General features: G+C 73.9%; 8 protein-coding genes. 5 read left to right on the top strand and 3 right to left on the bottom strand.

Features of this window, described 5'->3' with window-relative positions:
- Window positions 1-127: 127 nt before the first annotated feature.
- Window positions 128-1,081 carry a DNA-3-methyladenine glycosylase family protein gene (locus IHE55_RS18495; RefSeq protein WP_197992100.1) on the top strand — a complete coding sequence of 318 codons (954 nt, stop codon included), beginning with the start codon at window positions 128-130 and terminating at the stop codon, window positions 1,079-1,081.
- Window positions 1,082-1,796: 715 nt separating this feature from the next.
- Here IHE55_RS18495 and manB read toward each other — a convergent pair.
- Both manB and IHE55_RS18485 read right to left on the bottom strand, forming a co-directional pair.
- Window positions 1,797-2,897 (bottom strand): mannose-1-phosphate guanylyltransferase, encoded by a 1,101-nt coding sequence (gene manB / locus IHE55_RS18490; protein ID WP_197990035.1) that lies wholly within the window; start codon window positions 2,895-2,897, stop codon window positions 1,797-1,799.
- A gap of 138 nt (window positions 2,898-3,035) precedes the next feature.
- A complete protein-coding gene (locus IHE55_RS18485) occupies window positions 3,036-4,382 on the bottom strand; it encodes a peptidoglycan recognition protein family protein (protein ID WP_197990034.1) in 1,347 nt (448 codons plus the stop codon).
- A 128-nt stretch (window positions 4,383-4,510) separates the two neighbouring features.
- On the opposite strand from IHE55_RS18485, the gene IHE55_RS18480 reads away from it, so the two are divergent.
- From IHE55_RS18480 to IHE55_RS18465, 4 genes are all read left to right on the top strand, one after another.
- Complete coding sequence (locus IHE55_RS18480; RefSeq protein WP_197990033.1) at window positions 4,511-5,263, top strand: TIGR03089 family protein; 753 nt, start codon at window positions 4,511-4,513, stop codon at window positions 5,261-5,263.
- 426 nt (window positions 5,264-5,689) lie between these two features.
- On the top strand, window positions 5,690-7,375 hold the full coding sequence (locus tag IHE55_RS18475) for an LCP family protein (protein ID WP_197990032.1): 1,686 nt from the start codon (window positions 5,690-5,692) through the stop codon (window positions 7,373-7,375).
- 231 nt (window positions 7,376-7,606) lie between these two features.
- The gene (locus IHE55_RS18470; RefSeq protein WP_197990031.1) at window positions 7,607-9,352 is read left to right on the top strand and encodes an LCP family protein; all 1,746 of its coding nucleotides are present in this window, start codon (window positions 7,607-7,609) and stop codon (window positions 9,350-9,352) included.
- A gap of 206 nt (window positions 9,353-9,558) precedes the next feature.
- Window positions 9,559-11,352, top strand: coding sequence for an LCP family protein (locus IHE55_RS18465; protein ID WP_197990030.1), 1,794 nt, complete (start codon window positions 9,559-9,561; stop codon window positions 11,350-11,352).
- Between the two features lie 231 nt (window positions 11,353-11,583).
- On the opposite strand, the gene IHE55_RS18460 is transcribed toward IHE55_RS18465, so the two are convergent.
- The gene (locus IHE55_RS18460; RefSeq protein ID WP_197990029.1) at window positions 11,584-12,600 is read right to left on the bottom strand and encodes a glycosyltransferase family 2 protein; all 1,017 of its coding nucleotides are present in this window, start codon (window positions 12,598-12,600) and stop codon (window positions 11,584-11,586) included.
- Window positions 12,601-12,607 lie beyond the last annotated feature (7 nt).

The raw sequence follows: 12,607 nt of genomic DNA, 5'->3' as shown, positions 1-12,607 counted from the left end.
TTCGGGCGGGTTCGTTCGTTGGGGTGGGGTCACTTCGTTCGGGGTGGTCGGGTGGTCCGTTTACCCTCGTAAGCAGCGCGTCAGGCAGGAAGGCTCTGTGGAGAACGGACCGGTCACCCGTACCACCGTGCGCGGTGGGCGGCTCGTCGTACCCGCTGCCCGGCCGGCCGCCGGTACGGCCCGGGAACGGCGGTGGGTGCCGCCGTTCCCCCTGAATCTGGGGGTGACCCTGGGGCCCCTGCGCCGGGGTCCGGGCGATCCGGCGTTCCGCGTCGAGGCGGACGGCTCGGTGTGGCGGGCCAGCCGCACCCCGGTGGGGCCGGGCACCCTGCGGATCGCCCGCGGCTCGTCGGAGATCGTGGCCGAGGCGTGGGGGCCGGGCGGCCCCTGGCTGCTGGACGCGCTTCCCGCACTGCTCGGAGCCGAGGACGACCCCTCGGTGTTCACCCCCCGCCACCGGCTGGTCCACGAGGCACACCGGCGGAATCCCGGTCTGAGGCTGGCCCGCACCGGGCTGGTGCTGGAGTCGTTGATCCCCTCGATCCTGGAGCAGAAGGTCACCAGTGACGAGGCGTACCGGGCCTGGCGGCTGCTGCTGCGGCGGTTCGGTGAACCGGCGCCCGGGCCGAACGACCGGCTGTGCGTGATGCCCGACCCCCGTGGCTGGGCAATGATCCCGTCCTGGGAGTGGCACCGGGCCGGTGTGGACGCCAAGCGCTCGGCGACGGTCGTACGGGCTGCCCGTGCGGCCCGTCGGCTGGAGGAGGCGGCAGCCATGGAACTGCCCGCGGCCTCCGCACGGCTCCAGGCGATTCCCGGGATCGGTCCGTGGACGGCGGCGGAGACGCTCCAGCGGAGCAACGGCTGCCCGGACGCGATCACCGTCGGCGACCTGCACCTGCCCCGGATCGTGGGTTACGCGCTCACCGGGCGGCGCGGCGCGGACGACGCGACGATGCTGGAGCTGCTCGGGCCCTATCCGGGGCAGCGTCACCGGGCGGCCCGGCTGGTCCTGCTCTCGGGGCGGGTACCGCCGCGGCGGGCTCCGCGGTACTCGGTGCGGGATTTCCGGGACATCTGAGTCCAGGGGGCGGGGCGCGGGGTCCGCGGTGCGGGGCGTCTGTCCGCGGTGCGGGGCGTCTGTCCGCGGTGCGGGGGCGTCTGTCCGCGGTGCGGGGTGCCTGGTCCGGGGTGCGTGGTGCGGGGTCCGCGGTGCGGGGGCCGGGCGGCGGGGCCTCCGGGCTTCGGGGACCCTGGACCGTATATTTACGGCGCAACCCCCGGGAACGGACGGAACCCGGCGATTGCGCCACAAATATACGAAAGTGTCCAGGGCCCCCGGCCCTGCGGCCCCGCCGCCCTCCGCGCGTGGTCGGTGCTCCCCGCTGCCGCCCGGCCGCTCCCCGATCCCCGTTGCCGGCGGGCTCCCGGCCCTGCGGCCCCGCCGCCCTCCGCGCGTGGTCGGTGCTCCCCCCTGTCGCCCGGCCGCTCCCCGATCCCCGTTGCCGGTGGCCCCCGGCCCTGCGGCCCCGCCGCCCTCCGCGCGTGGCGGGTGCTCCCCCCCTGCCGCCCGGCCGCTCCCCGATCCCCGTTGCCGGCGGGCCCCGGCCCTGCCGCCCCGCCGCCCTCCGCGCGTGGTCGGTGCTCCGCCCGGCCGCTCGCCGATCCCCGTTGCCGGTGGGCCCCGGCCCTGCGGCTCGGCTGCTCGTTCACTCGGCGTGGCCGGTGGTGGTTTCCGGCTCCGGGGTCCCTTCGCCCTCCGTGTGCGTTTTCCGCCCGGGGTGGGGGCGGGTGGGTCAGAGGTCGGAGGAGAAGCGGACGGCTCCTGGGGGGATGTCCGCGTCGCACCACACGCGGGCGCCGTCCCGCAGTTCGTTGTCCGGGCCGATGAGGGCGCCGTCGCCGACGACGACTCCGTCCAGGACGGTACGGGCGCCGATGCGGGCCCGTGCGCCGACGAGGGTGTCGCGGACCTGGGCCCCGTCCTCCACGACGGCTCCGTCCAGGACCGCGCTGCCGTCGATGCGCACCCCCGAGCCGATCCGGGCGCCGGCCCCGATGACCGTACCGCCGGTGATCTTGGCGTCGCGGGCCACCTGGGCGCCGGCCAGGACGAGGCGGTCGCCGCGGCGGCCGGGGACGGCCGGGGAGGGCACCCGGCCCAGCACCAGGTCGGCGGAGCCGCGGACGAACGCCTGCGGGGTGCCCAGGTCGAGCCAGTAGGTGGAATCCACCATGCCCTGGAGGTGGGCGCCCGCGGCGAGCAGGCCGGGGAACGTCTCGCGCTCCACCGAGACCGGGCGCCCGGTCGGGATGGTGTCGATCACCGAGCGGGTGAAGACGTACGCGCCCGCGTTGATCTGGTCGGTGACGATCTCCTCGGGGGTCTGCGGCTTCTCCAGGAAGGCCGTCACCCGGCCGGTGGCGTCGGTGGGCACCAGGCCGAAGGCGCGCGGGTCCGGCACCCGGGTCAGGTGCAGGGAGACGTCCGCGCCGGTGCTGCGGTGGGTGTCGATGAGGGCGCGGATGTCGAGGCCGGTGAGGATGTCGCCGTTGAACACCAGGACCGGGTCGTGGGGGCCGGAGGTCAGGCGGGTGGCGACGTTGCGGATGGCCCCGCCGGTGCCCAGCGGCTCCTCCTCGGTGACGTACTCCAGGTGGAGGCCGAAGGCGGAGCCGTCGCCGAAGTACGGCTCGAAGACCTCGGCCAGGTAGGAGGTGGCGAGCACGATGTGGCGGACCCCGGCCGCGCGGGCGCGGGCCAGCTGGTGGGTGAGGAAGGGGACGCCGGCCGCCGGGACCATCGGCTTGGGGGTGTTCACCGTGAGCGGGCGCAGCCGGGTTCCCTTCCCTCCGACCAGCAGGATCGCTTCCGGCGGGTTCGACGCGAGTGCCACGTATCGTCTCTGCTTCCTGCTGGTGTTCCTGCCGTCACGGCCGTCCCCGCGTCGCCGCGGCTCCCGCCGTCACCCGCCCGCCGGCTGTTCGGGCGGCGTCGGGATCCGTCAGTTTATGAGCCGTGGCGCACGGCCCGGTCAGCGGCCCTGGAGACGGGCGGCGGCCGATCGGACGCTGCCGAGTTTGCTGTAGAGACGTCCGCCGGGGCAGTCGGTGACGAAGCCGTCCCGGTGCCCGGAGACCACCTTCAGCTTGACCTTCACGCCCTGCCGGTACTTGTTGCTGCCCGCCGACACCAGCGTGGTGCTGCCGTTCGGGTTGCGGCCGAACAGCCCCAGCTTCCAGGCGGTGAGTCTCGCCAGCCCGTCGAGCGCGGCCTGCGGCGGGCTTTCGGAGCCGTAGGTGCCCAGCACCGCGACGCCCATGGTGTTGCTGTTGAAGCCCAGGGTGTGGGCGCCGAGCACGGCCCGGGCCACCCCGCCGGCCCGGCCCTCGTAGACGTTGCCGCACTTGTCCACGGCGAAGTTGTAGCCGATGTCCCGCCAGCCGCTGCTCTTGACGTGGTAGCGGTAGATGCCGCGCAGGATGGCGGGGACCTGGCCGCAGCTGTAGTTGTTGCCGGTGGCGCTGTGGTGGACGAAGGCGGCCTTGACCGTCTTGGTGTAGCTGAATTTGCTTTCGCGCAGTTTCTCGTCGGCGCCCCATCCGGCGCGGGTGACGATGCGCGGGCGGGGGGCGGCGCCCGGGGCGGCACCCGGCGCCACGGCCTCCTCCTCCAGGACCAGTGGTCCCAGCGCGGCGGGTTCGGGACCGGACGCCTCCTCGGAGGACGGGGTCTCGGTCTCCGGGAAGCCGGAGTCGCCCGATCCGTGGTCGGGCGGCTCGGTGTCCGGGGAGTCCCCGCCCGCGGGGTCGGTGGCCGGCGGACGGCCGGTCAGCGCCCGCCCGGTGGGTGCCTCGCCCGGATCGACGAGTTCCAGCCGCAGTCCGGCGGGCAGCCGGGTGCCGGTGCCCGCCTCGGGCCGCACCCGGGCCTGCACGCCGTCGGAGTTCCCCACCCAGAGCGGGGCGGTGCTGCCGCGCACCCGGCCGGCCCGGCGTTCGGGCGACCCGGCGTCCGGGGCGTCGTCGTTGTGGGTCTGCAGGTCCCGCCAGGCCGACCACACGCCGGTGCCGGCGGCCCGGGTCCGCACCTGGACCCGGCCCCGGAGGTCGGCGGCGGGGTCGTCCCAGACCACTCCCACGAGCGCGAAGGGGCGGATGTTCCGCGCGGTCACCCCCCGTTCCGCGTCCCGCGCCGCCGGGCGGCGCAGCGAGCCGCCGGGCGCGGTCAGCGGCAGTGACCGGGTGCTGCCGGGCAGGTCGGCGCGCGCCCGGGACCCGGGCGGGGCGGGGGAACCGGCCGCCGACGCATGCGCCGCGAGCGGGAGGGCGAGAGCGGTCGCGCAGACCACCGCGACAGAGGATGCCAGGAATGCACGCATGTAGTGAATGGTGAACACATAGTCACACTGCTGTCCATTTTTCTGGACACTTCGGACACGTCGCCGGAGCCTGCCCGGCCCTCCGCCACTCCCTGCCGGAGCGGGCCCCGGCGCGTACCCTGGCGGCGATGAACGCCACCGACCGCACCCCCGCCGACCTGCTGCGATCCGCGCTCGCCGCGGACCCGGGCCGTCCGCTTGTCACCTTCTACGACGACGCCACCGGCGAGCGCGTGGAACTCTCCGTCGCCACCCTCGCCAATTGGGTGGCGAAGACCGCCAACCTGCTCCAGGGCGACCTGGCCGCCGAGCCCGGCGACCGGCTGGCGCTGCTGCTGCCCGCGCACTGGCAGACCGCGGTCTGGCTGCTCGCCTGTTCCTCCACCGGGGTCGTCGCCGACCTCGGTGGCGATCCCGCCGGCGCCGACCTGGTGGTGAGCGGTCCGGACACGCTCGACGCGGCGCGCGCGTGCCCCGGGGAGCGGGTGGCGCTGGCGCTGCGCCCGCTCGGCGGCCGGTTCCCGCAGCCGCCGCAGGGCTTCACCGACTACGCCGTCGAGGTGCCGGGCCAGGGCGACCGGTTCGCGCCGTACGCCCCGGTGGACCCGGACGCCCCCGCGCTCCGGGTGGACGGCACGGAGCTGACCGCCGCCCAGGTCGTGGAGCGGGCCCGCGCGGACGCCGCGCGGCGCGGGCTGGGCCCGGGTTCCCGGCTGCTGTCCGGCCTGCCGTACGACACCTGGGAGGGCGTCTCCGCCGGGCTGTTCGCGCCGCTGGCGGGCGGCGGCTCGGTGGTGCTCTGCCGCCACCTGGACCGGCTGGGCGCCGAGGGGCTGGACAAGCGCCGGGAGAGCGAGCGGGTCACCGCGCTCGCCGTCTGACGACGCACCGGCCGGCGGGTCGGGTGCCGGGGCCGTCCCGGTACCCGGCCCGAGGTGTGTCCGGACCCATCCGTTCGGCACGGGCACTCAGGGGCGCGTCTCAGGGGCGCATCCCGGGGGCGGGGCGCCCCGGCCTCGCGGGTCGGCGTGCGGTGCCGTCCGGGTCGTCCGGTCGCGCCGCGGCCGCCGCGTTTCCGGAAATCCGCACAGGTGTCCGTCATCCGTACAACCCTGCCCGGGCTTCACCTGTCTGGTCCTGCGAGCGCCTTCGGTACCTCTCCGGGGGACGCGTATCGACGCCCCTCGGTGGGCGGTGGCAGGGGACCCGCCCAGGAGCCGGTCCCGCTGCGGGGAGGACGGGCGAACGTGACGGGTGGGGACACGACGCGTGACGGTTCCGGGGACGCCGGCACCTCGGACACGGGCATGACCGCGGGTGGCGGCAGCCCCGACGCCACCGGGCCGGCGGCGGGCACGGGCTCCGGGGACGCCGGTACGGACAGCCAGGACACGAACGACACGGCCGACGGCACCGCCGCGCCCGGGGCGGCGTCCACGGGCCCGGGGGCTCCGGACGCCGGTGTCCAGGACGCGGACACCTCCGCGGGCGCCGGGCCGGACGGGGGCGCGGGTGACCCGGACGACGCGGACGGGAGCGCGGGCGGGGGCCCCGGGCCGGACGCGGACGCCGGCGAGGGCGCGGACACGGCCGCCGGCGAGGGCGGCGCTGCGGACCCCGGCGCCACCGCCCCGGGTGCCACCGCCGCCACCGGTCCCACGGACCCCGGTACGACCGCCGGCGGCACCGCGGCAGACCCCGACGCCTCCGAGGACCCCGGCACCGCGCGGACCGACGCCGCGGACGGTGACACCCCTCCCCCGTCCTCCCGGAAGCCCGGCAGGCGGGACAGGCGCGGCAGGCCCGGGAAGGGCGGCAAGGGCGGTGCCCGGCCGTCCCGCCGGCGCCGGGTGGCCCGGGTGCTGGCGCTCACCGCCGCCGTGCTGCTGGTGGCGGTGGCCGGCACCGGCTGGTGGCTGTACCAGCGGCTGGACTCCAACATCCGCACCGACCCGGTGACCCAGCGGGAGCTGGAGCGGCACGAGGCGGAGCGCCCGGTGGCGGTGCCGGTGGCGCGGGACGCCCGGAACATCCTGCTGATCGGTTCCGACACCCGCGGTGGCAAGGGCAACAGCAAGTACGGCCAGGACTCGGGCACCCAGCGGTCGGACACCACGATCCTGCTCCACCTGGCGGCCGGCGGCCGGAGCGCCACCGCGGTGAGCATCCCGCGTGACCTGATGACGGAGATCCCGGCCTGCCGGGCGGCGGACGGCACCGACCGCGAGGCCCGGTTCGCGCAGTTCAACTGGGCGTACCAGTTCGGTGGCGCGGCGTGCACCATCCGCACCGTGGAGAAGATGACCGGCATCCGGATCGACCACCACATGATCATCGATTTCCGTGGCTTCAAGCGGATGGTGGACGCGGTGGACGGCGTCGAGGTCTGCCTGGACCGGCCGGTGAACGACACCGACGCCCATCTGCGGCTGCCCGCCGGCCGGCAGACGCTGTACGGCGAGGAGGCCCTGGGGTACGTACGGGCCCGCAAGGGGATCGGGGACGGCAGCGACACCTCGCGGATGGGCCGCCAGCAGGAGTTCCTCGGCTCGCTGCTGAAGAAGGTGCGCAGCAACGGCGTGCTGCTCGATCCGCGGCGGCTGTTCCCGGTGCTGGACGCGGCGACCTCCGCGCTCACCACCGACCCGGGGCTCGGCTCGCTGCGGAAGCTGTACTCCCTGACGCAGGACATCCGTGCCGTTCCGCAGGACCGCATCCGTTTCCTCACCGTGCCCCGGCAGCCCTACGCGCTCGACCCCAACCGGGACGAGCTGGTGCAGCCGGACGCCGAGGAGCTCTTCCGCCGGCTGCGGCTGGACCAGGAGGTGCCTCCGGCCGGTGACGACGGCGCGGAGGAGGCCGCGGAGGGCACGGCGCCCGGGGACGGGGGTTCGCCGACCCCCACGGGGCGATCGGTGCCGCTGTCGGCCACCGAGGCCATGAGCACCACCCCGCCCGGCATATGTGAGCAAAAGGGTCAAGCCACGACGTAGCGCCGGGAAATTGATGTCGAAGCGATCTCAAAGCGATCTCGAAAGGATTGGGCGGATTGCCCAGTTGTATGGGAGTGGAATTTGTCACCGGCGTCGCTCGACGCCGAACGGGGCGGATAGTGTGAGCGCTCCCGGCGCGCCGTGCGAAGCTCGCCGCGCACCGAACAGCTGACTTACCGGGTGCCTTGAGGGGGAGGCGCCGCGTGGTATCGACGGAGGACACAGGCGACCGTGGACACGCAAGGCCGTGGGCAGGACGACGGCATCGACCCCGCCGACCAGTGGGTGTTCAACCCTGAGACCGGCAGTTACGAACTGCGGCTGGGCCCTGCCCCCGAGCCGGCGCCCGCCTCCGACATCCCGGCCCCGGGCAGAACCGGCGGGCGACGCAGGCGGCCGGCCCCCGAGGAGGAGCGGAGCGCGGCCCCGGAGCAGCGCGGCGGGCGCCGCCGGGCGGCCGGAAAGCATCCGTCCGACAAACCGGGCGATTCCGCGGATTCCGGGAAGCCGTCCGGTCCGGTCAGCCGCCGGAAGCAGAAGCCGAAGAAGTCGACCAAGAAGAAGGTGCTGTACTGGAGCGGCGGCACGCTCGCCTTCCTCCTGGTCGGCACCTCGGTGGCCGGCTACCTGATCTACCAGCACCTCAACGGCAACATCAAGAAGGTGCGGATCCCCGGCGAGGACAACGCCGCGGTGATCGACGGCCCGATGAACATCCTGGTCATCGGCACCGACAAGCGGGACGGCAAGGGCAACGAGGGCTACGGCGACGAGGGGAGCGTCGGCCACGCCGACACCACCATCCTCTTCCACGTCTCCGAGGACCGCTCCAACGCCACCGCACTGAGCATCCCGCGCGACATGATCACCGACATCCCGGACTGCCCCACCGTGCAGGAGGACGGCTCGGAGAAGGTGATCCCCGGTGAGCAGGGGGTCCGCTTCAACACCAGCCTGGGGCAGAACGGCCGGGACCCCGGCTGCACCTGGAAGACGGTGGAGAAGCTCACCGGGCTGGAGGTCAACCACTTCATGATGGCGGACTTCAACGCCGTCAAGACGCTGTCGTCCGCGATCGGCGGCGTCGAGGTGTGCCTGGCCCACGACATAGACGACCCGAAGTCGAAGCTGAAGCTGAGCAAGGGCCGGCACACCATCGAGGGTGAGGACGCGCTGGCGTTCGTGCGCACCCGGCACAGCGTGGGCTTCGAGAGCGACCTGGACCGGATCAAGCTCCAGCAGCAGTTCCTCAGCTCGATGATGCGGAAGATGAAGTCCGGGGGCACGCTCACCAACCCCAAGAAGCTCTGGAAGCTGTCGAACGCGGCCACCAAGGCGCTCACCGTGGACACCGGCATAGGCAGTGTCGGCAAGCTGAAGGACCTGGCGACCAACCTGAGCAAGGTCGATCTCAAGCACGTCACCTTCGTCACGGTGCCGGTGGTGGACAACAGCGACGGCGCCACCGTGCTGATCGACGAGGCCAAGGCCGAGCCGCTGTTCGCGATGATCCGTGAGGACGTGTCGCTGACCGACGTCAAGAAGAAGGAGAAGGCCGCCAAGGCCGCCGCGGAGGCCCGGCTCAAGGGGCCGCAGGCCGACCCGGCCGAGGTGCGGGTGAAGGTGCTCAACGGCAGCGGGCGGCTGGGGGCCGCCCAGGACACCGTGGTCTGGATGCAGAACACCGCGGGCATGATCCGCTCCAGCAACGGCGGCAACGCGGACGCGGAGCAGCCGAAGACGACGCTGGAGTACGGGCCCGACCAGGCCGACCAGGCACGCCGGCTGGCCGCCGCCATGGGGCTGCCCGGCACGGCGCTGAAGCAGGCCGACCAGGACGCCGGGCCGGCGGCCGAGATGACGCTGATCCTGGGGGGCGACTTCAAGGGGGCCGGCATGCCCATCGCCGCCCCGAAGAAGGCCCCGAAGGACCTCCAGCGGCTGGGCGCCGACGACAAGAACGTCTGCGCCAAGTGAACCCGGGGGCGTCCACAGACGTCCTCGGGGCCGGGTGGGGCCGGTTCCGACGGCCCTGCCCGGCAGTATCAGCGAAGTAGCAGCGGGGCCGGCGGCCAACGCCGGCCCGCGACACCGGCGCCGCCATGACGCCGCAGTGACGACGACGGACCGGAGCATGCCCGCCCATCGGGCCGGACGCACCGCCTGAACGACGGGGAGGCCCGATGGAGCAGGAGAGAAGGGCGCGGGGTGAGGGACGCCGCCGGCGCGCGCCAGAGGCCCGTGAGCAGGGCAGGGACGACAGCCCGTACGAGGGCCCGGAGGCGGCCGGCGGGCCGGCGGGTGCCGGCCGGGGCGCGGCGGCGGACGCCTCCGGCGCCGCGGCGGGCTCCCCCGCCGGCACGGGGGACGCGCCCGCGTCCACCCGGGCCGAGCGCCGCGCCGCGCAGCGGTCCGGGAAGAGCCCGGTGCCGGCGCCGCGGAACGGCGGGCGCGGCCGGCGGCGGCCCCCGGCCGGCAAGGGCGGTGGAAAAGGCGGGCGGCGGAGCAAGGGGATACGCATCCTCAAGTGGTCCGCGCTCGCGCTGGCGGTACTCATCCTGGGCGCGGCGGGCGCCGGTTACCTGTACTACCAGCACCTGAACAACAACCTGAAGAAGGAAACCCTCAACCTCGGCAAGAACAAGCTCGACCGGGCGGCGCCGAACGCCGACGGCGAGACCCCGCTGAACATCCTGCTGCTGGGCTCGGACAGCCGTAACTCCGCGGAGAACCTCAAGCTCGGCGGCGCCCGGGACACGGTGGGCGAGAAGCCGCGCGCCGATGTGCAGATGCTGGTGCACGTGTCGGCCGACCGCAGCAACATGTCGGTGATCACCATCCCCCGGGACACCCGGGTGAAGATCCCGGAGTGCGTGGACGAGGACGGCACGGTCTACCCCGAGACCGACTCGAAGATCATCAACGCCAGCATGCAGCACGGCGGTCCGGGGTGCACGGTGGCCACCTGGGAGGACCTGACCGGCATCCCCATCGACCACTTCATGAAGATCGAGTTCTCCGGTGTGGTGGACATGGCCGACGCCGTCGGCGGCGTGCCGGTGTGCGTCCAGGCCAACGTCTACGACAAGTCCTCCGGGCTGCGGCTGGAGCGGGGCGAGACGTACGTGAAGGGCCGGCAGGCGCTCCAGTGGCTGCGCACCCGGCACGGCTTCGCCGGCCAGAGCGACCTGGCGCGGGCCAAGGCCCAGCACATGTACATGAGCGCGATGGTCCGGCAGCTGAAGAAGAACGCCAAGCTCTCCGACCCGGGGAAGCTGATGGACCTGGCCGATGCCGCCACCAAGGCGCTCACCGTCGACCCGGACCTCAACGTCAAGAAGCTGTACGACCTGGGCAACGAGCTGAAGCAGGTGCCCACCAAGCGGATCACCATGACGACGATGCCGTGGGTGCCCGATCCGCGGGACCCCGACGCGCACGTCATCCCGCACCCCGAGGACGCCGAGAAGCTGTTCTCACTGGTCCGCAACGACGTGGCGCTGGACGGCAAGGACAAGAAGAAGCCGAAGAAGAAGCCGGCGCCCAAGCCGTCCACGGCGGTCAACGAACTCCCCGTCACCGTGCAGAACGGCACCGGGACCACCACCTTGGGCCCGGTCCCGCAGCGGGCCGCGGTCCTCGCCGACGTGCTGGTGCAGGCCGGCTACGCGCAGGCGAAGGCCGACGCCACACCCCGCTCGCAGGTGGACACCACCATCGCCTACCCGTCCGAGAAGCTGCACGGGGACGCGCTCGCCGTGGCCAAGGCGCTCGGGCTGCCCAAGAAGGCGGTCCGGCACTCCGTCGCCGTCACCCAGGTGACGCTGGTGGTGGGCTCCGACTGGCGCGAGGGCACCGCCTACCCCAAGTCGGCCGGGAAGGACGAGGAGGAGGACAAGACGCCCAGCACCGCCGATCTGCTCAACGGCGGCGACGAGAAGGCGTGCATGCCGGTGGACCAAGGCCACACCTTCTGACGCCGCACCGGCTGACGCCCCGTCGGCGCCGTACGGCTGCGTGCGGGCCCGGGCCGGCGGCCGGGGACCCACATCCGGGCCCGGTGACCAGGACGGCCCGTCCGGGCCTGGTGACCGGGACCGGTGGCCGGGAGGCGGAACCGGCGCGAACGGCCGAGGGCCGGACCACCTCCGCGGTGGTCCGGCCCTCGGCCGTCGTCGGTGGCCCCGGGCCCGCAGGTCCGTCCGGGATCAGCGGGCGAGCACCGCCGGCCGGCGGCTGGCGATGACCTTCTTCGCCAGCGAGCGGGGGCTGGTCAAAAAGCCCCAGCCCCAGGACATGTGCATGGTCGCCAGCGCCACCGGGATCTGCAGCCGGGCCTTGACCGGCAGCCCCTTGCCGGCCGGGACCGAACCGGCGGCGATCGCCGCCAGGTAGCCGGCCGGCACCACGAAGCCCCAGGGGGTGAGCACCGCGCCGGTGACCAGGCCGGCGGCGATGGCCACCACGGCGGTCGGCGGGGCGAGGTAGCGCAGGTTGATGGAGCCCTGGTGGTAGCGGGCGACGACATGGCGCCAGCGGCCGTAGTTCCGGTACTGCTTGGCGAGCTCCCGGACGCTGGGCCGCGGCCGGTAGGAGACCTTCAGCTCGGGCGAGAACCAGATCAGCCCGCCGGCCTCGCGGATGCGGAAGTTCAGCTCCCAGTCCTGGGCGCGGATGAACTCCTCGTTGTAGCCGCCCTGCCGCTCCAGCGCCTCGCGCCGGAAGACGCCCAGGTAGACGGTCTCCGCCGGGCCGGCCTCGCCGCCGGTGTGGAAGGCGGCGTTCCCCACCCCGATCTTCGAGGTCATCGCCGCCGCGACGGCGTGCTCCCAGTCGTTCTCGCCCTCGGCGTGCATGATGCCGCCGACGTTCTGCGCACCGGTCTCCTCCAGCAGCCGGACCGCGGTGGCGATGTAGTTCGGCGACAGCATCCCGTGGCCGTCCACCCGCACCACGACCGGGTGCCGGGACGCCTTGATGGCGGCGTTGAGCGCCGCGGGGGTGCGGCCGGACGGGTTGGGCACCGTGTGCACCCGCGGGTCCTCGCGCACCAGTTCGGCGGCGATCTCGTCGGTACGGTCCGTGGACGGGCCGAGGGCGATCACCACCTCCATCTCACCGGCGTACTCCTGGGCCAGGATGTGCCGGACGGAATTGCGCAGATGGCGTTCCTCGTTGAGCACCGGCATGATCACGGAAACGGCCGGCGGCTGCTGATCGGACATCGTTCCT

Origin of the sequence: Streptomyces pactum, assembly GCF_016031615.1 — a bacterium.
Lineage (GTDB): Bacteria > Actinomycetota > Actinomycetes > Streptomycetales > Streptomycetaceae > Streptomyces > Streptomyces pactus.
Note: the sequence above shows the minus strand (reverse complement) of the source record. Positions and strands in the feature narration are given on the sequence as shown.

What these genes read in the sequence shown, in the direction of transcription:
- IHE55_RS18480 (WP_197990033.1), top strand. Translation starts at nt 4,511, where the DNA reads ATGAACGCCACCGACCGCACCCCCGCCGACCTGCTGCGATCCGCGCTC.
- IHE55_RS18465 (WP_197990030.1), top strand. Translation starts at nt 9,559, where the DNA reads ATGGAGCAGGAGAGAAGGGCGCGGGGTGAGGGACGCCGCCGGCGCGCG.
- IHE55_RS18460 (WP_197990029.1), bottom strand. Translation starts at nt 12,600, where the DNA reads ATGTCCGATCAGCAGCCGCCGGCCGTTTCCGTGATCATGCCGGTGCTC.
- IHE55_RS18485 (WP_197990034.1), bottom strand. Translation starts at nt 4,382, where the DNA reads ATGCGTGCATTCCTGGCATCCTCTGTCGCGGTGGTCTGCGCGACCGCT.
- IHE55_RS18475 (WP_197990032.1), top strand. Translation starts at nt 5,690, where the DNA reads ATGACCGCGGGTGGCGGCAGCCCCGACGCCACCGGGCCGGCGGCGGGC.